A 22,362-nucleotide genomic window follows, 5' to 3' on the forward strand; every position below is an offset into this window, starting at 1 on the left:
CAGTGGACGCCCAGCTCACCCCGGTTCCGCTCGGTGTGCCTCAGCTCGGCGACGGTCGCACCGAGGGCTCGCCGCTCGACCCGGCGGTACGCTCCCGCGTCGTACAGACCTGACCCGAGGTCGCGAAGCTGTCGGTGGAGTAGACCGCCAACACCGTGAAACAGTGATCCACTCTCGAGTTCAACCCGTTCACCGTGTAGCTCGTCTTACCCGGGTCCACGGTGGCCATCACCCCCAGTGGCTGCCCCGCCCGCCCGGCCGCGACCATGAACGGCACCGCGCCGCCGGACGGATCAGTCCAGGTCAGCGTGATCGTTGTCGAATCGTCACGCAGCCGCAGATCCCCGGGCGGTGGCCCCACCGTCGCCTGGCCCGCAGCCGTCGGCACGGTGCCCGCGGGCGGCGGGTCGTCCCGGGTCAACACCACCGCACCCAGGCCGGCCACCGCCACGACGGCCACCCCGGCCGCCACCACCGCGCCGATCAGCGTCGCACGGTTGCGCCCCGCCGACCCGCCCTCGTCGGTGTGCGCCGGCCGGTACATGTCGTGCACCGAGTGGTACTGCTGACCCGGGTACGGCACCTGGATCGCCTGGTGCTCCGGGGTCGGGTACTGGTCGCGGGGCGGGTACTGGTCGTGAGTCGGGTACTGGTTGTGAGTCGGGTACTGGTTCTGAGTGGGGTACTGGTCCTGAGCCGGATACTGGTCGTGGTGGTGCTGCGGCGTCGCTCGCGGCGTGGTCGGCCGCGACTCCGCCGGCCTCGTGCCCGCGTCCGCTGACCACGCAGCCGGAGTCGGCCCGGCCGACGGCCCGGCGGTCGAAGCTGGTGGGGCGGCGACGGCCGGAGTCGAACCGGCGTCACCACTGGCCGGGCCACCGCCGGCTGGGACGGCCGGGATCACCTCGGTCTGATCCGACATCGCGGTATACGCCGGTGAGGTCGGCACCACCGCGGCATCGACGCTACCCAGCCCGGACTCACCGTCCGCGCCACTGTCGTCCGCGTCCGGCGGGGGCTCCTCGACGGGGTCGGCACCGGCAGCCGGCAGGGGTTGCGGCGGGGCGGTGCGGCTCCACGGCGGCGCGGTCAACCCCCACGGCGGTACGGGTGGCGCGCTCACCGGTGGTGCGGAGACGGGGTGTGCGTAGCCGGGTGGTGCGGAGACGGGGTAGCTGTGCCCGGGTGGTGCGGAGACGGGGTACCCGTAGCCGGGTGGCCCGGAGACTGGGTAGCCGTGGCCGGGTGGGGCGCTCACCGGTGGTGCGGAGACGGGGTGTGCGCGGCCGGGTGGTGCGGAGACTGGGTAGCTGTGCCCGGGTGGCGCGGAGACCGGGTAGGGATGGGCTGGTGATCCGGAGGCCGGGGACGGGTGCGCCGGTGGCCCGGAGGTCGGGGACAGGTGTGCCGGTGGTCCGGAGACCGGGTAGGGGTGGGCGGGTGGCCCGCTGACCGGGTGGGCTGGTGGTCCGCTGACCGGCTGCGCCGGGCCTGGTTGTCCACCGGCTGGGGACTGTCGGTCCGGCAAGGTCGCGTCGGCGCCGGACGTGTCGGCCAGTCCACTCGCTCCGGCTGCTCCGGCTGCGGCACGGGCCGCCTCCTCGGCGAGCAGCGGTTCGATCTGTCGTACCTGGATGGTGGGGTTGTCCCACCGAGGCGCCGGCGGCCCCGACGCGGGCGCCGCGGCGGCCGGTGCCGGGGCGGATGGGGTGGACGGCCGGTGCGGCACGTCGACCGCCGGGTGGGTCGCCTGGTCACCCGTGCGCTGGCGGGGCGCTACGGGTGGTCCGGACGGTTGCTGCGGTGGCCGCTGACCAGACGGCGGTGGCTGGCTCTCGGCCCTTGGCCGGGGTGGCTGGCCCTCGATCCTGGGCTGAGGTGGCTGGCCTTCTGCTCGTGGTTGGGGCGGCTGACTCTCGGGTCTTGGCCGGGGCGGCTGACTCTCGGGTCTTGGCCGGGGTGGTTGGTCGATCGTTGGCCGGGCGGACCCGGCTGGTTGCTCGCTGGCACGCTGACGGGGCGGCAAGGCGGGCCCGGGTGCGGCGGGCGGTGCGCTGGGCTGCGGCGGTGTGATCGGGGGAGGCATGGGCGTACGCCGGGAGTCGGCAGCTGGCGCTGCGGCGGCGTCGCTGGCCGGGTTGGGTGCGGCGGGGCCGCGTACCCCGGGAGGGGTTGACCAGGGGGTGGCCGGCGCCTGCGGCGGAGCCCAGGGCGAGTTGGTGGGCGGCGGGCCACCAGCGGAGGGGCGCATCGCGGCCAGCGTCGCCATGGACAGCGTCGGGCCGGACAGCGCCGACCGGATGCCGGACTCGGCCGCCGCGCTCGGGTCCGGATCGGGGGCCGGTGACGGCCTGTGCTGCTCACTCGGCGCCGACGAGGGCGGGCCAAGATAGTCGCGGGCGGCGCGTACCGCCGGGTGGTGCTCGCCGAGCGTGGCGGGCCCGGCGGTGGCGACGCGGGTGTAGTTGCGGCGGGCCTCGTGCCGGTTGCCCAGATCCTCCGCGACCTCGGCGAGTTCGAAGGCGAGCGCGAGCATCACCGGGTCGGCGTGCTGCCAACGTCGCTCGCCCGCCGCGAACGCCTCCTCCAGCACCCGGCGGGCGGCGAGCGGATCGTCCGCCTCGCGGTGCAGCCGCGCCAGCAGGTGCGCGGTGTGCAGCATCTCCGGGTGGTCCTTGGCGTACGGCGGGGGAGCGGATTCGACGGCCTCCGCGAGTAGCTGCCGGGCGGCCCTGAGGTCGCCCGCGGCGCGCAGGGCGAGGGCCCGGTGCTGGGCGGCTGCCAGGGGAGAGGGATGGGACACGTGGCAATGCTGCCGTCAGAGGGCCGCCGGCCGCTACCCGGACACGCCCCGGGTGGGGAGTCGGTGGGCGGGTACGAGGTGGTTTGAGCAGGGGCGAAAGCGCGGGGAGGGCGGGGTCGGAAGGCGATGTGCATGATCCACGAGCGGCGTGTACAGTAACTCCCCGTGCGGCCCGCCGTACCGACCATCGGATTGCAAGATCATATGGTCGGCCAGGTAGGCTGAATGTGTAGGTCCGGGTGGCGGAATGGCAGACGCGCTAGCTTGAGGTGCTAGTGCCCGTATAGGGCGTGGGGGTTCAAGTCCCCCCTCGGACACCAAAGTTCGTGGATATCCACGCGAGATCAACTTCCTCTCGCGTGGGGACGCGAGCCGTGACGACTCATATGTGCGCACCGACCCCAGGGAGCCGGCGCCACCTGCGCTGACACGCTTACCTCTGCGTCGGCGGGGGCCTAGGTGAGTCGCGGCAGTCCGCGTCCTCGTTGGCCCGACGAGCAGCTCGTCGAGGCGCTCATACCCACCCCACTGCCGGTCGCATCGCCGGAGCCGGCACCGCTGCCGACCTTGCCCGCGCCCTCCGCCTGCACGAGTGATGGCGTGCTGTTCGACGTGGGCCGACCCGACGCCGCCGGCCGGGTCACCGCTCGTGCGCTGCTGCGGGCCTTGGGCTGGACACCGGGCCTCACGCTGCACGTCGACGTCGTGACCGGCGCAATCCTGATCACCCCGGCCGCCGATGGCGCGCACGTCGTGGGCACCCGCGAAGAGCTGCCCCTACCCGCCGCCGCCCGACACCTGTGCGGCATCGCCACCGGCGAGCCCGTGCTCCTGGCTGCCCTGCCCCGCCAGAACAGCATTGTCGTGCACCCCTCAAACACCATCACGGCGGTTCTGGCCGACCTGCACGCCCGCATCCTTGGAGGGCCCTCATGACCATGGATCCCGATCGTGTTGCCACCGCCCGAGCGCTGCTCGAGCACCTCGGCCTTACCACGGCCGACCTCACCGGTAGTAACCGGCCTGCCGTGCCGACAGTCGCCGAGTACCTTCCTGTTGTGGTCGCCGCAGCGAGCCCTGGCACCCGACGCACTTACGGCAGTTCCTGGCGACGAATGGCCGCAGCCTTCGCCGATTGGCGCATTGACGCGGTGCGGGCCAGCGACCTCGAAGCCCTCATGCGACAGGCCGCCGCAGGCGCCCGCCCTCGCCGCAACTCCCGCAACGGCCGGCACGCCGGCGAGCACCTCATCGCCGCCGCCCGCGCCTTCTATAACCGTGCTATCGCCGACGGCTACCTGACCATCGCGGACAGCCCTGCCCACCGGGTCCGCAAACCTCGCCGGCTGCCCAACACCCGCCGCGCTCTCACCCCCGACGAACTGTCCGACATCAACGCCGCCGCCCGCAGCGGCGGCAACGACATCGTGCTCGACGCCCTGATCCTGCGCCTGCACACCGAAACGGCCTGCCGACGCAGCGGGGCTCTCGCGCTGTGCCTGATCGACCTGGACAGCGACCACGCGCTGATCCGCCTGTCCGAGAAGGGCGGCACGCAACGCTGGCAGCCCATCACACCGATGCTCGCCAGCCGGCTAAACGATCATGCCCGAGCCCGCGGCGCCGTCGCACCGACCGATGCACTCCTGCGCTACCGCAACGGCCAACCCGCCACCTACCGGCGCTACGACCTGATCTGGAAACGCATCGGCCGACAGCTACCGTGGGTCGCCGTCCAAGGCATCACCACGCACTGGCTGCGCCACACCACCCTGACCTGGGTTGAACGCCACTCCGGCTACGGTGTGGCCCGCGAGCCTACGCCGGACACACCGACCCCCGCGGAGCCGCCACCACCACCTACATCAAAGCCGACCCGCACGCCGTCGCCGCCGCGCTGGCTGCCCTCACCGGTCAGCCACACCCACTGGCCGCCGCCGAGAGCGAGCAGCAGTTCCCCGCCCAGGGCGCGGAGGACGGGCACGGCGCTACACGGAGTCCGCAAACAAGGGCGAGGCGTCGTGGGTAACTCGCCGGCACCTCGGTCGTTGATCGCCGTGTGCCGCACGTCGCCGGCTGCCGGGCGGGCAAGCCTCACCTCGGGGGATGGCCCGGCCTCGACGTGGAATCGTCCGCGGGAGGCCCAGTGGGGACGGCTCATCGATGACGAGCGCGGAGCCGGTCGGGTTACGACGTGACCCTAAGTCGTCGAGCCGGGCGACGTTGCTGGAGTTGTTCTTCGACGTCTTCTACGTCGCCGCGTTCGCGCAGTTGTCGATGGAGTTGGCCGAGCACTCCACCTGGAGCGGACTGGGTCAGGGTCTTGTCCTGCTGCTGGCCGTCTGGTGGACCTGGTCGGTCACGGCGATCGTCACCGAGTTCTACGATCCCCGGCTACGGGTGATCCAGGGCGTGGTCGCCAGTGCGATGTTCGGCGTGGCCCTGATGGCGGTGGCCGTACCGAGTGCGTACGAGGGGCGCGGTCTCCTCTTCGCGAGCGCGTACGTGGGCCTGCACCTGGTACGGGGGGCTCTGCTGGTCGGCGCACTGCGTCCACGCCGCGCGCACGCCCGCGAGGAACGGTTCCTGTTCTGGTTCGTCATCTCCGGAGTTCTGTGGCTCGCGGGCGGTTTCGTCGATCCGGCCTGGCGTACCGGGCTGTGGGCCGGCGCGCTCGCCGTCGACTACGTGGCCACCGCGCTGCGCCACCCGACACCCGGACTGGGTCGGGTGCCGCTGGACCAGTTCAACCAGTTGAGCGTCCATTTCGGCGAGCGCTACCAGCAGATCGCCATCCTGGCCTTGGGCGAACTGACGCTGATGGCCACGCTGACATTCGCCAACGCGACCTACACGCCCGCCCGGGCTGCCGTCTTCCTCATCGCGATCGCCATCGCGCTGCTCTTCTGGCAGATTTATGTGCTCCAGAGCAACACGCTCGTCGACCGGTCGGCGCACTGGCGTCCGCGTCAGGCGGTGCGCCTCGCGCCGTACGTCTATGCGGGTGTGGTGACTGGCGTGATCGCCACGTCGGCCGGGGTGGATCTCGTCCTGCACGAACCCCTCGGGCCCACCACCCCGACGAGTTGGGTCGCCCTCATCGTCGGTGGCCCGGTCCTGTTCGTGCTCGGGCGAATGAGCTCCGAGTACGTACTCCTCGGTCAGCTCCCGCGGTCGCGGGTGGGTTGGCTGGTGCTGCTGCTCGGCCTGACGCCGGTGCTGAGCGCGCAGGCCCCGATCGTCGTTCTGGTCGTCACGATGGGCGTCTTGTTCGGCATCACGCTGACCGACGCCCGGCGCAACCGACACCACTGACCCACCGCCATGAAGATCAAGGTCATTGAATCGGCCGCGACGATAGGCAACGATCAGGCCGGTTTGCTTGTTGCACTGCCGGGTGGGACTGCAACGTCACCGCCGGTAAATTCACCCCACCCTCCGGGTACGCGCCCGCCAGGCCAACCACGCGTTCGGTCTCGGTCAGAGGCCGGACGCGCCGTGTGCGGGACGCCTCGGCGTAGGCGTGACTGTTCGGCACAGGCTCAGTTCGCCGAGGTCTCGGCAGGTGACTGTGCTGGCCGGAGGAACGCCGCCACCGCGGCGTTGAAGGCCGCCGGGTCTTCCAGGTAGGGCAGATGGCCCAGTTCGGGGAACCGAGCTATCCGCGTCCCGGGATGTAGAGCCGACATGTCCTCGATGGTGTACGCCGGGATGAGGTCGTCTCGTTCACCCCTGATGAGCAGCACCTCAGCCGGAACATTGGCCAGCTGATCTTCCTGGTCGCTGTCGAGGGTCTCGCTGAAGATTCGCCGCAGGTGGGAGGCGTCGACGCCCGACAGTGACCGCATGAAGCTTCGATTGATTCCGGGATGCGCGGTCATCCCCATCTTCGACAGCAGTGCCTCTCCCCACGCCGTGACGCCGTTCGGCTGAAGGAGAAGGTCGTACAGCTCGACGTTGCGGCGGTGATCTTCCGGAGTCAATCGTAGGAAGGCGTTGACGATCACCAGGGCTGGAACCTGGGCCGGTCGGCTCGCCGCGAACGCCAACCCGGCCCGCGCGCCGGCGGCCAGACCGACGATCGACACCTGCTCCACCGCGCAGTGCTTAACCACCGCCTCGATAGCAAGGGCATAGTCCCCGAACGGCACCTCGATCCCGGTCGACCGGCCGTGGCCCGGGAGATCCAGCGCAATCACGCGGTGGGTCGCTGCGAAGTACCGACGTTGATGCAACCAATTTCCGGCGGTCCCCCCAAGTCCGTGCAGGAATAGAAGTGCCGGTCCGGCGCCCTCAACGGTGAAATGCAGGCGTTCTGCGCCCCATTCGAGCATCATCGAGAAAAGATACCGCCGAACCGGCTGTTCACCGGTGAGCTCGACCAGGAGTGACGCGCGGTCCGATGGACCTTGTCCTTCCGCACGGACGGTGAATTCTCGCTGCTGACGTGTGTTCCACCTCAGCGGTCACCCGTGCGCAGACGACGACGCCCGCAAACTCCAGGCACTGTGATTCTCGCCGTCGCCCCTGGTGACGGGCGAGTCTGCCCGGCGCGTGTCGTGCCGGGCAGACGTCTTTCACGTCGACGATGTCCACGACCCGAATCAGTCAGTCCCAGCCGGCCGCGCCAGGTCGTCGTGGATGCTACGAGCAAGATCACTCCACTCGGCCGGCTTCATCGTGCGTGGATCGATATGCACGTGCTTCCGCACCCCCTCGGCATGAACGACCTTGCCATCCGTCGACACGAACCGGAAGCCCATGTCAGCCGATTTCGAACCGAGTCGTTCCGTCCAGAAATGCACCTCGACATCGCCGTAACCTCGGATGGGAGCGTCATATCTGATACTGAATTCACGAATGACGTGATAAAGGTCCGGCTTCGGCCCACCGAATGCCAATCCCATCGGCGCGACGTATGCCGCGATAGCATGCTCCAGCAATCTGGGATAGTTGGCGTGATGCAGAATGCCCATCGGGTCCAGGTCATCGAACTGAACACGCACGGGCTGCAAGTGGCCGTACGACACCACGAGATTCCACCTTTCTTTCGTCTTCCACCACCAAGGCATAGTTGGCGGAAAGACATTCACTGTGTGTTGTAAGGTCACGGCCTGCGGAGGCCGGCGATCCCCACCGGCCGGGCCTGTGGGTGTCTACCGGTGTCTTCGGCCTGACACTCCGGGCGTTGTGCCTAGCGGCGTGGGTGCCGTCATGACCCGCGGCACGGAGCGACCCGATGGGGTGTAAGAAGTGACCCAAGCGTCGGCGGAGGCAAAGCTGCCGCCGGCTTGGTTATGGCGGCCAAGGAACAAGGGCTGTCGCTGACAGGCCCGGACCGCTGCTTACTAGTGCGGTACCGCTGACTGCCGGTAGGAGGAACGACCGGGTGTCTACTTCTTGAGACGCCGGCTTCCGGCGTGCCAGTCCTCGACCTTGCCCGTCTCCTGTCCGGTGACTCCGAACGACGGCAGTTGTGGCTGCTCGCGCAGGCTGCGCTTGAGTTCGGCGAAGCCGGGGAACTGGGCGAGGCCGACGACGTGGTCCCACAGCTGTGCGGCTTGCTTCTCGTCGGGCAGCCGGCTGATCACCGGCCCGAAGAACGCGGCGCCGTCCGGCGGTTGGAAGTGCACGATCGGCGTGCCGACGTCCTTACCCGTCAGTGACAGCGCCTCGTCCGACTCCGCTTGGATCTCCGCGTCACGGGACGTGTCGTCGAGGAACTCGACAAGCGAGGTCGGCAGGCCGGCCTCGGCGAGGGCGGCGGTGGCGAGGTCGGGAGCACCCTGCCAGCCCGCCTTCCGGCCGTCGTCGGGGCCCACCTCCAGGATGCGGGCGCCGTACGCCTGGTACAGGGGGCCGACTGCCTCGCGACCGTGCTTTTCACGCACCGCGGAGGCCATCCGCAGCAGCCGCAGCCCCGCGGTGTGCTGGGCTTCGTACTCTGGCGGGAAGTGGGTGTCGTAGTCGATGTGCGAGTTGATGAGGCGCAGCGAGATGAACCGCCAGTCGACGGTGTAGTCGCGTTGTGCCTGCACGATCCTGATCCACTTGCTTGTCATCCACGCGAATGGGCAGATCGGATCGAAGTAGAAGTTGATGTCAGCGGGCCTGGCCGAGCCCGCTCTTCCAGATTCCATGTGTGCCACCTTCCCACTCAATTCTTACCGACAATTTTGAGTTGCTAGTCCGGGCGCCGGGTCGGGAAGGCGTGCCGCCGGGCGAGGATCACCACGAGCACGGTCGGCACCATGAGTACGACCGCTGCGATGATGAGCGAGCGCGACCCGAAGCCGGCGAGAAGCGCGCCGCCAACGAGTCCGCCGAGGCCGATTCCCAGGTTCCAGGTCGTGACCATCGACGACTGGGCCACGTCTGCGTGCTCTGCTGCCGCCCTCATCAACGCCGATTGCAGCAGGGTGGCTGCGCCGCCGAACGACAGTCCCCATGCCGCGACCGTGACGTAGTCGGCCACAGCGCTGGAACTGGCCACGGTCAGCACGACCGCGGCTGCGGCGAACAACCCCGTGCCGAGTACGACGAGTCGACGGTGGTGCCGGTCGATGAATAGGCCTGTGAGCCAGATGCTGACGATCGAGGCGATGCCGAAGTCGAGAAGGATCCACTGGACATGATCCTGCAGACCGGCGTCGGCGAGGATGGGCGCGATGTACGTGTACAGGATGGTGTGCGCGAGCACGAACGCTCCGGTCACCACGAGGACCGTACGGATGCCCTGCAGTTTCAGGATGGTGCGCAGTGGAATCCGGTCCTCGGCCTTCTGTCCGGCGAAGTTGGGCAACTTCCACGCGGTCCAGATGATCAGTAGGGCGGTCAGCGCCGAGGCGAGGCCGAAGGTGAGCTGCCACCCAACCGCCTTGCCGAGATACGCGCCGACTGGCACGCCGAGAGACAGGGCTACCGGGGTGCCGGCGAAGGCGAACGCCATCGCCCGGCCCTTGAGTGGGGGGCCGACCAGACGCGCCGCGTACCCACCAAGCAGGCTCCAGACGACCCCGGAGGCGGCGCCAGCGACGAATCGGGCAACCATCGTGACGGAGAAGTTGAGGGAGACGGCGGTGACGAGGTTGGCGATCACGAAGCCCACAAGTGCTGCCAGGAGCAGGTGACGTCGTGGCCACGTCGCGGTGGCCAGCGCGACGGGGATCGCCGTCAGCAGCGTTCCCACTGCGTAGATCGTGACAGTCTGACCGGCTACGGACTCCGAGACTCCGAGCGCCTGACTCATCTGCGGCAGCACACCGGCCGGCAGCGCCTCGGTCAGGGTGGTGATCAATCCGGCGGTGAAGAGCGCGATCAGGGACGGGAACGGCAGACGTTCCGTACGCGGCGTCTGCGGAACGTCCAGATGTGTGGTGGACACGGGTCATTCCTCATCTAGTTGCAGGTCCAAGCCACCACTGCTGCGGCGGCTCGACCATGCTGTAACCTTCACATCAATGTGATGGCAAGGGTGCTGTGAGGGCGGTCTTGTTGAGGATCAAAGAGTTGTCCGAGCGGGCGGGCGTGTCGCCTCGACTCCTGCGTTACTACGAGGAGCAAGGCCTGCTCAGTCCCAGGCGCGAGGAGAACGGGTATCGCGACTACGACGAGGCCCTGGTGGAGAGGGTCGAGCAGATTCGTAGTCTGCTCAACGCAGGCCTGACGACAGAGATCATCAGGGAAGTGCTGCCCTGCCTGGCCGAAGCGGCGACCCGCGAGTATCCCGCCCCGGACTTCGTCAGCCGGGTTCAGCAGGAGCGCGACCGGATGGCGGAGCGACTCGAGTGCCTGACGAAGAACTTGCAGGCCATCGACGCGTACCTGGACGCCGTCGCCCAGAGGTAGCTCAGCCACGTCGTCGCGGCAGCCGCACTCGTGGCCGCGTCCCCAGCAGGCGGCGAATACCTACAGCACCGATGCGCCAGGAGGTGTCGGACCTCGCCGAGCGTGCGCACCTGCCGAACGCGCCTTCGCCACCGGCGCCGGCCCATAGTTCGACAGGGGCAGGCGTGACCAGTTGTTGATCTCCTTGATCACCGTGTCGGTGATCCGGCGCATGCGACGACAACTCCACCTCGTCGACCCCCGAGGACCGGCGCTGCGGCTTGCGGACCATCTGAGGCTCGAACGTCCCGGCCCGATCTCGCGGCAGGTCGATGGGGAGTCACGACCTGACGTCGTTCCCGTCCAGCAGCGCGAGAGCGCCCGTGGTCGCATTGTCGGCGGAGGACTGCCGTCCGGTGGCTCGCGCGATGACAAACGCGCCCTCGACGACGGCCAGGAGAGTGGCAGCGGTCTTCGCCGGGTCCAGCTTCGGCGATAGTGAGCCGTCGCCCTGAGCTTCTCGAACGACGTTCTCAAGAAGGTCGGCCAGCTCGGTGAACGCGGCACCGAGGGCCTCCCGTAACCCGGCTTCGGCAAGAATCCCCGCGTCGTACGCGAAGCCGCCGATCTGGCATCCGCCGAGCGCGTCGCCGGCCGACGCGAGGAACGCGGCAAGACGCTCCCGGCCCGTCGGCAACCCTTCCATCGCGGCGCGCACGGAGGCGAGGAGATCCCGCCCGTTCTCCCGAACCACCTCCTGGCCGAGGTCGGGCTTCGTCGGGAAGTGGTGATAGAAGCTGCCCTGCCCGACACCAGAGTCGGCCATCACCTGCTTCGGGCTCGTCGTCGAGTATCCGTGGCGCCAGAAGAGCCTCTTGGCCGAGTCGATGATCAGCCGCCTGTTGTCCATGACACAAGACTAGCAAGCTCCATACCTGGAGGTAGGGTTGTCGGCATACCTAGAGGTATGTATGGTTGGCTCGTCCGACGTTCACCGAAGGGAGCACCACCATGACCGCCACACCGTTCGTCCCCGTCGTGCAGTACAAGACCGAGGACCTCGACGGGTTCCAGATGTTCTACCGAGAGGCCGGCCCGGCCGATGGCCCGGTCGTCCTGCTCCTACACGGCTTCCCGACCTCCTCCCACATGTTCCGCAACCTGATCCCGTTCCTCGCGGATCGGTTCCGCGTCATCGCGCCCGACCTGCCCGGCTACGGACACAGCGCCGCACCCGATCGCGCCGAGTTCTCCTACACCTTCGACAACGCGGCGACGTACGTGCAGAAGCTGCTGACGAAGCTCGGAGTGACCAAGTACGCCGTCAACGTCTTCGACTACGGCGCACCAACCGCCTGGCGGCTCGCCCTCGCGAACCCCGACGCGATCACGGCGCTCATTGTGCAGAACGGCAACGCCTACGACGAGGGCCTGGACAACGACTTCTGGGCGCCGATCAAGCGCTACTGGGCCGACAACAGCCAGGAAAACCGTGATGCCCTCCGCGGCCTGCTCACCCTGGACACCACGAAGTTCCAGTACACCGACGGGATGGCCCACGCCTCGCGTATCTCACCCGACAACTGGATCGTCGACCAGGCCCTGCTCGACCGACCCGGCAACGACGAGATCCAGCTCGACTACTTCCTCGACTACGGCACGAACCCGGCGCTCTACCCGCGGGTGCAGGAGTGGCTGCGCACCACGCAGCCACCGACCCTCATCGTGTGGGGCGCGAATGACGTGATCTTCCCTGCCGAGGGCGCGCACCCCTACAAGCGAGACCTGAAGGACGTCGAATTTCACCTCTTCGACAGCGGGCACTTCCTGCTCGAGGACCGCGCCGACGAGGTCTTCCCGCTCATCCACGACTTCCTGACCCGCAAGCTCGGCTGACCGATCTGGTCGTGCCGGACGCCCTGGCCGGTATAACCGTGCAGACACACGACGCCGAGCGAGTTCGGCCTCTGGATCGATGACATCGCCCTCTCCAGTAAGCGGCTCGGCTGCTGACTGGAGAGGGCGATGCCGGTTCAGATCACGGTTGAGGGTGTGTGCGCCGTACCGTTCGGGGTCAGCTCGTAGGTTGCCATGGTCGCCTCCACGGTCGGCGTGCCGACCGTCCACGCGACCCGGAACGTCCCGATGAACAGCACGTTCACGTCCGCCGCCGTCGTTGTGACCGCCGCCGCGGCACTGGTGTGCCAACCGCCGGGCAGCGACAGCGGCGACGGCGTGCCTCGTCGGCGGGCCAGCGGCGGAGAGCCGCGTGGGTCGCGAAGATGAGCACCCAGGTCGTGGCGGCGCCGAACAACGCGACGCCGAGCAGCTTCGCGAACGGGTCGTCGGGCGAGACGAGGGACACCGTCCGTGCCCACTTGCCATGACACCAATGTGAAGGTTGGACGATAGTCGAGCCGCCGCAATCAGCGCTCGTTCTTGCAGAGCTCGTCGGCGAAAAGAAACCAACCGCGTCATCACTCCTATCGGGAGACCTCATGACTGTCGCAGAAATGTTTGAACCGCTTACCCTCCTGCATGGCCCGCCGATGCGCAACCGATTCATGATGGCACCGCTCGTCAATCAACAAAGCGGGCATGACGGTTCAGCGTCCACCTTCGACCAAGATTGGATTCGGCAGCTCGCGTGGGGCGGTTACGCCTTGATCCAGACTGGTGCCACTTACGTCGAGGCCGGTGGCATCGCGTACGAGCGGCAGCTAGGTATTCAAAGTGATGCCCACGTGGCCGGACTGACCCAGATGGCCACCTCGATCCGCGAGGGGGGAGCGCTTTCCGCTGTGCAGTTGCACCACGCCGGGCATCGCGCTGATCCTGGCTTGGGCGGAATTCCAGCCCCCGCTTCCAGCTTGACGGTGCCGGGTGTCAGAGCTCTGACCACGGAACAGGTGGAGCGGATCCGGGACAGTTTCATCGCTGCCGCGAGGAGGGCGGAACTGGCCGGATTCAACGGAGTGTCAGTCCACGGCGCATTCGGGTGGATCCTGTCGGAATTCATGTCCCCGCTGTTGAACGATCGCAGAGACAAATATGGCGGTAGCACCGAGAACCGAGCCCGCCTTACCGTCGAGGTGATCGAAGGAATTCGACGGGTTTTCGGCCCCGACTTCCAGATCGGTCTGCGCATGTCCGTCGAGCGCTACGGGCTTCGCCTGGAGGAACTGCGGGAAATTGCAGCGAACATCCTTGACCGAGAACTGATCGACTATCTCGACCTGGCACTGTGGGATTCCGCTCAGATTGTTCAGGAGGGCACGTTTCGGGGCCAGACCATGCTCAGTGTCTTCACCAGCCTTCCCCGCCGAGGTGTGCGTGTGGGCACGGCGGGAAAGATAATGAGCGCTCAACGTGTCGGGCAACTTTTGGATGAGGGATGCGACTTCGTGCTGATCGGCAGGGCTGGCATCCTTCGGCGGGATTTTCCTCTTCAAGTGAAGCAGCACCCGCGGTACGAAAGTCCGAAGACGCCGGTGACGGAGGAGTACCTTCTCGCCAACGGGCTGAGCGAACGTTTCATCAAGCACCTGCGGAGGTGGCCATATTTTGTTCGAAGCTCCTAGGCAACGCGATTCTGATCGATTCTCGCCGAGTTGCTCCCGATGGCTACGGCACCGTCTGCGCGGACCTGATGTTGTCCGGCGCTTGCCACATGTTTCGATGTGAGGTGACCTCTGGAGCTGTGATCGAAGTTACACCGGAACATCGCGTCTAAACACGATGTATAGTTGCGTCGTACACTCGGGTCGTACTTGTCCCTCCTCAGCTTCGGAGCAGCTTCATGAGTGATGCGACTTTCCTGCTCGTACACGGTGGCCACCACGGCGAGTGGGTTTGGGGTCCTTTGCAGAAAGCGATGGCGGACCGCGGTCTTGCGACCCGCACGGTGACCCTGCCGACCGCGGTGACGGACGCGTCGTCCGGTGAGCCGTACCCGAGCATGTACGACGATGCCCAGGTCGTCCGGGAGGCTATCGCCGAGATCACCGGTCCGGTCGTCGTGGTGGCCCACTCCTACGCGGGGGTGCCCGTCACCGAGGCGATCACCGCGGGGTCCGGGGTCGCCCACGCCGTCTATGTTGCCGCCTACATGGTCGACAGCGGGGAGAGCATGTTCGGCGTGCACGGAGTTCCGACGCCGGACTCGCTGGGTGGTCTGCGCCCCGCAGCGAACCCGGACCTGAACCTGCCCCTCGCCTTCTACGACGGCGACCCGACCAACCCCGAGACGGCCGGGGCGATCGCGCGGCTGGTTCCCCAGAGCGCCCGCGCTGACTACGAGTCGGTGACTCGCGTCGGCTGGCGCGAGGTGGCCAACAGCTATGTCATCCCGTCCGATGACATCTCCCTGACCGGAACGATCGCCGAGCAGATGGCCGCCCGTGCCGACCGGGTGTTCCGGGTGCCCGGCAACCACGCGCCATTCTGGTCGAATCCCGCCGAGTTCGCTGACGTCCTGGTGGAAATCGATGGCCTCGTTCACTCGGCGAGCTAAGGCGGACCCCGGGACGCCGGCGGTCGAGAGCCGCATCCTGGCCGCGACGGAACGCCTGATCGAGCGGGGCGAGCGCTACACCGAGATCTCGGTGCAGCAGATCCTGGCCGAGGCGGGCGTCTCCCGGGCGACCTTCTACGCGCACTTCTCGGACAAGACCGACCTGATAGTGCGGTTGACCGCCGATTTGCGGCAGCGGCTGCTCGAGATGGCCCAGGGATGGAACCCCGCAGCAGGCGAGGATGGCGCCGACCGGTACACCCGGTTCTTCGCCGACGTCATCGCCCTGCACCGCCGAAAAGGCTTGGTGCTGGCCGCGCTGCGCGAGGTCGCGAGCTACGACCAGACGGTTCGCGGCTTCTACACCGCCGATCTGGAGGGCTTCGACCAGGCCGTGCTCCGCACACTTGTCGAACAGCAGCAGTCGGGAAAGACCCCGGCCGATCTGGACGCCGCCGCGGCGAGCCGGGTGATCGTGTGGGGCGGGGGACAAGCCATCGCCAGGCACATCGAAGTCGACAACGGCGACGGCGACGCCGCGTTCGCCCGCGAACTCGGGCACATCTGGTGGTACGGCGCCTACCGCCGCCCACCCGCGAATAACCTCATCGAGGAGCCGAAGAAGTGAACGAAGGACTGCCCATTCACCCGCTGGCCGGCCGCACCGCTCTCATCACCGGTGGTGGGCGCGGCGTCGGCGCGAGCATCGCCAAACTGTTCGCCACGGCCGGCGCCCGGCTCGCGCTAACCGGCCGATCGGAGGAGTCACTGCGCACGGTCGCCGACAGCCTCCAGGACGGCGCCGTGATCATCCCCTCCGACCTGTCACGGGACGGCGAAACAGAGCGACTCTTCGACGCCACCCTCGCCCGCCTGGGTCAGTTGGACATCCTGGTGAACAACGTGGGCGCTCTCAACTTCACCCAAAGCCAAAAACTCACCGAGGCCGAGGCGGACGACCTTTGGCGGCTGAACGCCCGCTCCCCGCTGATCCTGGCCGGTCGAGCTGCTGAGCACATGGCATCGCGAGGAGGCGGCAGCATCGTCAACCTCTCATCGGTCATCGGCAGCGAACGGGCCATCGCCAACCAGACCCTGTATGGCGCCACGAAGGCAGCGGTCGACGGAATGACACTCGCGATGGCTGCCGAGTGGGGCCCGAAGGGCGTGCGCGTCAACGCTGTCCGTCCTGCCGTGACCAACACCGACATGTCGGCGCCCATCTTCGCCGACCCCGAATGGAAGAACACGCTAACCGCGCAGTACGCCCTCGGTCGCCTCGGTGAACCCGAGGACATCGCCCAGGCCGTCCTGTTTTTCGCATCGCCGGCCAGCTCGTTCGTCACCGGTCAGCTCCTGAGCGTGGACGGTGGCTGGATCAGCACCCTGGTGCACTGATTTAGCTGGCAACGGTGTTGTCGAAACTAAGCCGCAAGCCGGCCTCAGGCCCGGCGAAACCACGGGACAATGCCGGTTCGCTGACCTCCGGTGGGCATTGACCATCCGATCGCCGAACGAACTCAGGCGACCTGGTCACGTGGGGGACTGGTTCATCCCGATCTTGATGCGGTACGAACAGAACACCCCTCCCGTGAAGCCGAAGTGTGTGCGGTCGCCCGGCGGGCGTGGCCTGAGCCAGCCGGGCGACCGCACGCCTGGTCAGCGCAGGTTCTCGAAGAAACCTGCCCCTGCCGGCGTGTCTGGAGGTCTCTGAAATGGGATACGTCGCTGTTCACGTCACCTGCGATAACGAGCCGGCGATGGCGGTACAGCTGATCTATGGCGACTCCACGGAAGCGAAGCGTCGTCGTCGGCGAACCGCCACCGCAGCCGGCTGCATCCCCATCCCACTGTGACGTTCCGGTGCAAGGATGGAAGGCTGGCCGGTCCCATGGCTCTTCAACCCGTCGATGAGTCCTGGCAGCGCGGTCTCGCGATTGTTGCCCACCCCGACGACCTGGAGTTCGGCACTGCCGCCGCCATTGCCCGCTGGATCAAGCAGGGCAAGCACGTCGCCTACGTTTTGCTCACCAGTGGCGAGGCCGGCATCGACGACCTCGATCCGAGCGACGCCGCCATCGCCCGCGAGCAGGAGCAGCGCGACGCGGCCGCCATCGTCGGCGTCGAACAGATCCACTTTCTGGGCCTGCCCGACGGCGTCCTCGACTACGGCGTCCCTCTTCGCCGCGAGCTGGCCCGCGTGATCCGCGCTGACCGTCCGGACGTCATCATCACCAACAACTTCCGAGACAGCTGGGACGAGGCCGGCCACGCCCTGAACATGGCCGACCACATCGTCACCGGCCGCGCCGTCCTGGACGCGGCGCGCGACGCCGCCAACCGCTGGGTTTTCCGAGACCAGATCGAGCAGGACGGCCTCGACAAGTGGGCCACCCGCGCGGTCTGGGCCGCCGGCTCACCCTGTCCGAGCCACGCCGTGGATACCACCGACACCTTCGATCTGGGCGTACGTTCCTTGAAGGCCCACGCCTCCTACCTGAGAAGCCTGGCCTCCGGCCCCTTTGACGCAGAGGGATTCCTCGAGAGTGTCTCGCGCCAGATCGGCGCCCGTCTGGGTGTCCGCTACGCCGCTTCCTTCGAAGTCTTCGACCTCGGTCTGCTGTAAAGCACAGTCTCTTCCGCTTCCTGACTTGCGCGGTGTCACGCTCGGGTGAAGCTCGACAATCGCTGCTGTCCGCCTGGGCGGAGACACCGAGGCGGCGGACCCGGTCACCAGCATGTGAAGCCGCACACCGCCTCTTCGGCTATTACCAAACGTTCGGTAATATTGTCGGTGCATCGACCGGAGGGAGATTGCGATGCCGAGCGGAAGACCGCTGTGGTCAACCGCGACAAGATCGCGATCACGGCCTCCGGCGGGTGCTCAATCGCGGTCGGCGCGAAGGATTCGGTGGTAGACGCCGGCATCGAGGCCATCAGCAACACAGGGCGCCGGGCACGCCGGGAGTGACGAGCCAGCGAGAGCTCACGGAGCACGACTACCGAGTCCTTACGTTCTCAATCTTCGCGACCCGGGCCGGAACGGCTCCGCCCCGGGCATCTGCCGGGCGGCACAGGGAGAATCACCATGTCGAACTCTTCTGTTTATCATTGGGGGGAATTGGAGGCTCAGGCCAGAGCTGGCCTCACCAAGAGGGCCTTGGCCATCTCCCAGTTGGTGCAACCGCTACTGCCTGACGGCGCCGACAACTTCCTGTCGTACCAGAATCTACTGGCGGTCGGGGCTCAGGGCGACGACGGTAGGCTATGGGCGTCGCTGTTCGTCGGGCCACGCGGGTTCATCAGTGCCACCGACGATGAATCGGTGCAGGTGCTGGCTCAGCTCGCGGCCGACGATCCGGTCGAGCCGATGACCCGGCGCCAGGGCAAGCTGGGTCTGCTGGCCATCGATCTCGAAACGCGCATCAGACTGCGGATCAACGGCGAAGCGACGCCGCTGCCGGGCGGGCTCCGGCTCGCCATCGAGCAAAGCTTTCCCAACTGCCCGAAGTACATTCAGAAGCGCCACGTGGTCAGTCTGGCCGAAGCGAGGGGTCGAGAGGCAGGGCCGGCCGACGGTAAGCGGGTCGCCGCACTGACCGACGAGATGAGCGAGTTGGTCGCCCACGCCGACACCTTCTTCGTGGCCTCGGCTTCCGAAACCGGTGACCCTGATGTCTCGCATCGCGGCGGCAACCCAGGATTCGTCGACCTGATGTCGCGGACACGGTTGCGCTGGCCCGACTACGTCGGCAACAACATGCTGATGACACTGGGCAACATCACCGAGAACCCGCACGCTGCGCTGCTTTTCGTCGACTGGGCGACCGGGACGACGCTCCAACTGACCGGGCGAGCCAAGGTGAATTGGCCCGAGGGTCTCGGCCCGACCGCGACCGGCCAGCGCTCCGTGGAGTTCGAACTCGATGAAGCCATCTATCGGCCAGAGGCACTCCTGACGAACTGGTCGGCGCCAACCCTATCGCGATTCAACCCGCCCCTGCCGGTCTGATCGCCTCAGGGGGATCATCCGTTGTCGCTCGCCTCAAGTCCTGCCGCGGACCTGAGGCGAGCGCCATGACACTGCCGGCTATCCGGCATTGCCAGGTCCGCCGATCAGCGTTTGCGGAAGTTCGGCCAGCGCCAACCGAAACTCGGCCGGATCGTCCAGCACTCGTGCCACGACCAGTGACCCCTCGATGAGGACCAGTGCGGTTCTCGCCCGGCGCGCGGCATCCTCCTCGGAGGCTCCGGCGCGCCGGGCGATTTCGGCCATCGCCGTCAGCCAGGTCGTTGCCAGATGGGTGGCCCGGGCTCGAATGTCCTCCGGGGTGCCGCGGAGCGTCATCGTGTCCAAAACGCAGGCGAGGCGACCGTCGTCATAGAACGCGCCAACACGTCGAGCCATCTCCGCGACGGCCGTCGACGGGTCGTCCTCCGACATCAGTGGATCGAGAATATCGCTGAATATCTGTTCCACGGACGCCATCACCGCTGCGGCCATGGCGGGTTTTCCGTTGGGGAACCGGTGATAGAGGCTGGCGCGGTGCAACCCTGAAGCCGACGACAGAGCCGTCAGCGAAGCTCCCTCGTAGCCCGAACGGCGGAAGACCTCGGTCAGCTGCTTCAGCAGTGCCTCGTCTTCGATGCTAGGTGCGCGGCCCATATCACCAGGTTACCGAACATACGGTAAAAAACTGAGGCTCGGAAAACGAGCGTTGAGACACGTCCCCACGCCCGCTGGAACTGAACCTTTATGAGGGCGAACCCGTCGGCCGCGACAACCCGGCGAGTCAGCGCAGGATCGCTCAGACTTCCCGGGGTCGATCAGGCTTGTCAACCGGAGAAGGCGGTGGCCAGTGCCGGATCGCGAACGGAGGCCGCGAGCTCTTCATGGGTGCTCCGGCTAAGCTTCGGGATCCTCGACGTCGGGGCGCGCTGGAGCACGCGGTGGGACGGCAAGATCACTGCGCTCGGTGCGGAGACCTCCAGCGAGGGCCGGCCTCAAGGGGCGTCGCGTGCTGTCACTGCGCCGGCGTCGAGTTCTCGGACCCGTCCTCTGCGTCCGTCGGGTGCTCGTCCGCGATCACGCAGACGCCGTCGCTACACACGACCGCCGGTGGAATGTCGAGGGCGACGATGGCGATCGGGTCCTTCTCGTCCTCGTTCACGCCGCCGTCCCCCGCTTCTCGTGGGAGAGCTTGCGGAGCACCTGAGCGAAGGCGGAGGTGTCCTGCGCGCCGGAGACGCCGTACCTCTCTTCGAAGACGTAGAACGGGACGCCCCGGATGCCGAGCCTGTGCGCGTGCGCCTCCTCGGCACGGACGTCGTCAACGAAGCGGTTCTCCCGGAGCGCCGCCAGCGCCTCCTCGCGGTCCAAGCCGACCTCGGCAGCCAGGTCGGCGAGGTCCTCGTTCCGGCCGACATGGCCACCCTCCTCGAAATGGGCGGCGAGGATCCGCTCAACCATCTCCAACTGCATACCCTGCTCCTTGGCGAAGCGGATGAGCTGGTGGCCCTTCAGCATGTTCGTGTGCCGCAAGATGTCGTAGTCGAAACGCAGTCCGACCTGCGCCGCGGCTCCGACGATCCGGGCCAGCAGCGGCTCGACCTGGTCGGCGGTGAACCCACGAATCTCCAGGTAGTCTTGCTCGCTCCCCTCGAACTCCTGGGGCAGGTCCGGCGCTAGCTCGTAGGCGTGGTACTCGACCTCCACTGGGATACCCGTCTCGGCGACGGCCGCCTCGAACTTCTTCTTCCCGATGTAGCACCAGGGGCAGGCGATGTCGGACCAGACATCAACCTTGACAGGACCCGTGGCTGACTGCGTCGTGTCGTTCATGCCACCAGACTCCAACGTTCACATCAGTGTCACTGCAAACGCGCTCGTCGTGCCCCCGGTCACAACGACGTCGTCGGTGCCGATGGCAGCTGCGCAGAGACGGGCGACTGTGACCCGCTTGCCGTACCGCCAGGCCGAAACCTGCCCTCGGCTCCGTGGAATGGCGTCCGAGGGGATGCGAGCTGTTCCGCCACACGAGTTCCGTACAGACCGACACTTCAATGGTCTTCGGACGGCGCTGTAGGGGATTCCGGGACGGGCGGCCGGCGATGCAAGCTCGCCGTTGAGCATCGCGGCGACCTGCCGGCTCCAGGTGCAGAGCTTCGTGCTGTCGGAGTCGACCGCGCAGAACACCTAGTAGTCGGGCTGGACATCAACGACCTCAATCTCGACGACGACGGCCGGCGGGTCCTGATGTGGCTGCGCGACGATAGCCGATACCGGCGCCGGGTACGCGGCGAGGCGGCGACCGCCATTCACACCTACCCCTCAGGTCGTGCGCACACGGACGGCGTCGGCGTGCACGAACTGGCCGGGCCAACTGTTCGTCACCGGCCACCGTGCCGCCGGCACGCGACTCGGATCCGAGACACCCGCGGCGATGATCCGGCTCGATTGGGCCTTCTCGAGTATTGGGGGCCAGATCACGCCGTCTGGCTGGGATCTGCGGTGGGTCGGCCGACCCACGCTAGATGCTGTCGGGCCACCCGGTCGTTCTCGCGGTGACGTCCTCTGAGGATGCCGACCCGCGTCCTGCCCTCCACAACCTGCAACCCCGCCGTTGCGTCCACCAGCGATCGGTCGACCAGTATCGGCCACCGTTTCCACGTGCCGTGCGTCGCCCAGCGCAGGGATACACCCGCGTGGACGCCGTGCTGGCGAACGCTGATCCAGTGGTTAGGGTCCGCGGCGTACTCATCGATGCAGGAGCCGTCCGAACGTCCTGTCGGCATCGCAAGGAACTCCTGCGTCGCAATGGCCTCGACGGTCCAGGCCACTACGCTGAGATCTAGGCAACGACTATGGATGGGGAACGGAGCGGCTGCCAGCGGCATCGCCGAGCTGCATGTCCGCGGATGGAGAAAGCCACCGCGAGCATTCGCCGGTCGTCCTGTTGAGGCTGGTTGCGGGCAAGGCTTAACTTCGGAACCTACCCTTGAGGTACCAGCGAAGAAGATCCAAATCAGACGCTTTTGGCCGAAGTCAACGGGTTCCTGCTGAACGACCTCGGTGAGCTCCTCGATGAAGTCGTCGCACCAGCCGCGAGGCAAATACAACTCCCGTCATGAGCGGTTTCTGCCCGGCCTTGACCACCGTGCCGTCGTTCCGGTTGATGTCCACGGTGTCGCTGGCTTTGCGTGAGCTTGAGAGTTGTGC

21 protein-coding genes and 1 tRNA gene are annotated in these 22,362 nt (G+C 67.2%); 12 read left to right on the forward strand and 10 right to left on the reverse strand.

From position 1 onward, the window contains the following. Positions 1-40 precede the first annotated feature (40 nt). Entirely contained in the window at positions 41-2,803 is a 2,763-nt protein-coding gene (locus AB0B57_RS25300; RefSeq protein ID WP_357074578.1) for a hypothetical protein, read from the reverse strand. A gap of 233 nt (positions 2,804-3,036) precedes the next feature. Between AB0B57_RS25300 and AB0B57_RS25305 the strand changes: the two genes are divergently transcribed. From AB0B57_RS25305 to AB0B57_RS25320, 4 genes are all read left to right on the forward strand, one after another. Then, positions 3,037-3,123: transfer RNA gene (locus AB0B57_RS25305), tRNA-Leu, on the forward strand. A gap of 139 nt (positions 3,124-3,262) precedes the next feature. Next, positions 3,263-3,739: a hypothetical protein gene (locus AB0B57_RS25310; protein WP_357074581.1), complete on the forward strand. Its 477-nt coding sequence runs from the start codon at positions 3,263-3,265 to the stop codon at positions 3,737-3,739. Then, the gene (locus AB0B57_RS25315; protein ID WP_357074583.1) at positions 3,736-5,001 is read left to right on the forward strand and encodes a site-specific integrase; all 1,266 of its coding nucleotides are present in this window, start codon (positions 3,736-3,738) and stop codon (positions 4,999-5,001) included. The genes AB0B57_RS25310 and AB0B57_RS25315 overlap by 4 nt, the downstream gene beginning before the upstream one ends. Then, positions 4,967-6,118, forward strand: a complete 1,152-nt coding sequence (locus tag AB0B57_RS25320) for a low temperature requirement protein A (RefSeq protein WP_357074586.1) — start codon at positions 4,967-4,969, stop codon at positions 6,116-6,118. Before AB0B57_RS25315 ends, AB0B57_RS25320 begins: the two co-directional genes overlap by 35 nt. Positions 6,119-6,345: 227 nt before the next feature. On the opposite strand, the gene AB0B57_RS25325 is transcribed toward AB0B57_RS25320, so the two are convergent. From AB0B57_RS25325 to AB0B57_RS25340, 4 genes are all read right to left on the reverse strand, one after another. Continuing rightward, entirely contained in the window at positions 6,346-7,140 is a 795-nt protein-coding gene (locus AB0B57_RS25325) for an alpha/beta hydrolase (RefSeq protein ID WP_357074588.1), read from the reverse strand. A 267-nt stretch (positions 7,141-7,407) separates the two neighbouring features. After that, entirely contained in the window at positions 7,408-7,836 is a 429-nt protein-coding gene (locus tag AB0B57_RS25330; RefSeq protein ID WP_357074591.1) for a thioesterase family protein, read from the reverse strand. Between the two features lie 360 nt (positions 7,837-8,196). Continuing rightward, the gene (locus AB0B57_RS25335; RefSeq protein WP_357074594.1) at positions 8,197-8,943 is read right to left on the reverse strand and encodes a hypothetical protein; all 747 of its coding nucleotides are present in this window, start codon (positions 8,941-8,943) and stop codon (positions 8,197-8,199) included. A gap of 44 nt (positions 8,944-8,987) precedes the next feature. Continuing rightward, positions 8,988-10,187, reverse strand: coding sequence for an MFS transporter (locus tag AB0B57_RS25340; protein ID WP_357074597.1), 1,200 nt, complete (start codon positions 10,185-10,187; stop codon positions 8,988-8,990). 125 nt (positions 10,188-10,312) lie between these two features. On the opposite strand from AB0B57_RS25340, the gene AB0B57_RS25345 reads away from it, so the two are divergent. Further along, a complete protein-coding gene (locus AB0B57_RS25345; RefSeq protein WP_357074600.1) occupies positions 10,313-10,651 on the forward strand; it encodes a MerR family transcriptional regulator in 339 nt (112 codons plus the stop codon). Between the two features lie 319 nt (positions 10,652-10,970). Here the strand turns inward: AB0B57_RS25345 and AB0B57_RS25350 are convergent, their stop codons facing one another. Continuing rightward, positions 10,971-11,540 (reverse strand): TetR/AcrR family transcriptional regulator, encoded by a 570-nt coding sequence (locus AB0B57_RS25350; protein WP_357074603.1) that lies wholly within the window; start codon positions 11,538-11,540, stop codon positions 10,971-10,973. 101 nt (positions 11,541-11,641) lie between these two features. Here AB0B57_RS25350 and AB0B57_RS25355 point away from each other — a divergent pair, with 101 nt between their 5' ends. Beyond that, positions 11,642-12,526 carry an alpha/beta hydrolase gene (locus AB0B57_RS25355; protein WP_357074606.1) on the forward strand — a complete coding sequence of 295 codons (885 nt, stop codon included), beginning with the start codon at positions 11,642-11,644 and terminating at the stop codon, positions 12,524-12,526. A 137-nt stretch (positions 12,527-12,663) separates the two neighbouring features. Here the strand turns inward: AB0B57_RS25355 and AB0B57_RS25360 are convergent, their stop codons facing one another. Next, positions 12,664-12,792, reverse strand: coding sequence for a hypothetical protein (locus AB0B57_RS25360; protein WP_357074609.1), 129 nt, complete (start codon positions 12,790-12,792; stop codon positions 12,664-12,666). Between the two features lie 336 nt (positions 12,793-13,128). Here AB0B57_RS25360 and AB0B57_RS25365 point away from each other — a divergent pair, with 336 nt between their 5' ends. From AB0B57_RS25365 to AB0B57_RS25390, 6 genes are all read left to right on the forward strand, one after another. Further along, on the forward strand, positions 13,129-14,211 hold the full coding sequence (locus tag AB0B57_RS25365) for an NADH:flavin oxidoreductase (RefSeq protein WP_357074612.1): 1,083 nt from the start codon (positions 13,129-13,131) through the stop codon (positions 14,209-14,211). 218 nt (positions 14,212-14,429) lie between these two features. Continuing rightward, positions 14,430-15,143 carry an alpha/beta hydrolase gene (locus tag AB0B57_RS25370; protein WP_357074615.1) on the forward strand — a complete coding sequence of 238 codons (714 nt, stop codon included), beginning with the start codon at positions 14,430-14,432 and terminating at the stop codon, positions 15,141-15,143. After that, complete coding sequence (locus AB0B57_RS25375; RefSeq protein ID WP_357074618.1) at positions 15,118-15,771, forward strand: TetR/AcrR family transcriptional regulator; 654 nt, start codon at positions 15,118-15,120, stop codon at positions 15,769-15,771. Before AB0B57_RS25370 ends, AB0B57_RS25375 begins: the two co-directional genes overlap by 26 nt. Then, the gene (locus tag AB0B57_RS25380) at positions 15,768-16,541 is read left to right on the forward strand and encodes an SDR family oxidoreductase (RefSeq protein ID WP_357074621.1); all 774 of its coding nucleotides are present in this window, start codon (positions 15,768-15,770) and stop codon (positions 16,539-16,541) included. Before AB0B57_RS25375 ends, AB0B57_RS25380 begins: the two co-directional genes overlap by 4 nt. 493 nt (positions 16,542-17,034) lie before the next feature. After that, positions 17,035-17,769 (forward strand): PIG-L deacetylase family protein, encoded by a 735-nt coding sequence (locus AB0B57_RS25385; RefSeq protein ID WP_357074623.1) that lies wholly within the window; start codon positions 17,035-17,037, stop codon positions 17,767-17,769. 534 nt (positions 17,770-18,303) lie between these two features. Further along, complete coding sequence (locus AB0B57_RS25390) at positions 18,304-19,155, forward strand: pyridoxamine 5'-phosphate oxidase family protein (RefSeq protein WP_357074626.1); 852 nt, start codon at positions 18,304-18,306, stop codon at positions 19,153-19,155. 78 nt (positions 19,156-19,233) lie between these two features. Here the strand turns inward: AB0B57_RS25390 and AB0B57_RS25395 are convergent, their stop codons facing one another. The 3 genes from AB0B57_RS25395 to AB0B57_RS25405 all read right to left on the reverse strand — a co-directional run bounded on the left by AB0B57_RS25395 (position 19,234) and on the right by AB0B57_RS25405 (position 20,985). Continuing rightward, positions 19,234-19,809: a TetR/AcrR family transcriptional regulator gene (locus AB0B57_RS25395; protein ID WP_357074629.1), complete on the reverse strand. Its 576-nt coding sequence runs from the start codon at positions 19,807-19,809 to the stop codon at positions 19,234-19,236. A gap of 358 nt (positions 19,810-20,167) precedes the next feature. Beyond that, positions 20,168-20,314: a hypothetical protein gene (locus tag AB0B57_RS25400; RefSeq protein ID WP_357074632.1), complete on the reverse strand. Its 147-nt coding sequence runs from the start codon at positions 20,312-20,314 to the stop codon at positions 20,168-20,170. Next, positions 20,311-20,985, reverse strand: coding sequence for a DsbA family oxidoreductase (locus AB0B57_RS25405; RefSeq protein WP_357074635.1), 675 nt, complete (start codon positions 20,983-20,985; stop codon positions 20,311-20,313). The genes AB0B57_RS25400 and AB0B57_RS25405 overlap by 4 nt, the downstream gene beginning before the upstream one ends. Positions 20,986-22,362: the final 1,377 nt, after the last annotated feature.

The organism is Micromonospora sp. NPDC049101, assembly GCF_040648675.1.
Taxonomy (GTDB): Bacteria; Actinomycetota; Actinomycetes; order Mycobacteriales; family Micromonosporaceae; genus Micromonospora.

Coding starts and splice junctions, on each gene's coding strand:
- AB0B57_RS25315 (WP_357074583.1), top strand. CDS start 3,736: ATGACCATGGATCCCGATCGTGTTGCCACCGCCCGAGCGCTGCTCGAG.
- AB0B57_RS25320 (WP_357074586.1), top strand. CDS start 4,967: ATGACGAGCGCGGAGCCGGTCGGGTTACGACGTGACCCTAAGTCGTCG.
- AB0B57_RS25325 (WP_357074588.1), bottom strand. CDS start 7,140: ATGATGCTCGAATGGGGCGCAGAACGCCTGCATTTCACCGTTGAGGGC.
- AB0B57_RS25335 (WP_357074594.1), bottom strand. CDS start 8,943: ATGGAATCTGGAAGAGCGGGCTCGGCCAGGCCCGCTGACATCAACTTC.
- AB0B57_RS25350 (WP_357074603.1), bottom strand. CDS start 11,540: ATGGACAACAGGCGGCTGATCATCGACTCGGCCAAGAGGCTCTTCTGG.
- AB0B57_RS25355 (WP_357074606.1), top strand. CDS start 11,642: ATGACCGCCACACCGTTCGTCCCCGTCGTGCAGTACAAGACCGAGGAC.
- AB0B57_RS25365 (WP_357074612.1), top strand. CDS start 13,129: ATGACTGTCGCAGAAATGTTTGAACCGCTTACCCTCCTGCATGGCCCG.
- AB0B57_RS25370 (WP_357074615.1), top strand. CDS start 14,430: ATGAGTGATGCGACTTTCCTGCTCGTACACGGTGGCCACCACGGCGAG.
- AB0B57_RS25375 (WP_357074618.1), top strand. CDS start 15,118: ATGGCCTCGTTCACTCGGCGAGCTAAGGCGGACCCCGGGACGCCGGCG.
- AB0B57_RS25385 (WP_357074623.1), top strand. CDS start 17,035: ATGGCTCTTCAACCCGTCGATGAGTCCTGGCAGCGCGGTCTCGCGATT.
- AB0B57_RS25395 (WP_357074629.1), bottom strand. CDS start 19,809: ATGGGCCGCGCACCTAGCATCGAAGACGAGGCACTGCTGAAGCAGCTG.
- AB0B57_RS25405 (WP_357074635.1), bottom strand. CDS start 20,985: ATGAACGACACGACGCAGTCAGCCACGGGTCCTGTCAAGGTTGATGTC.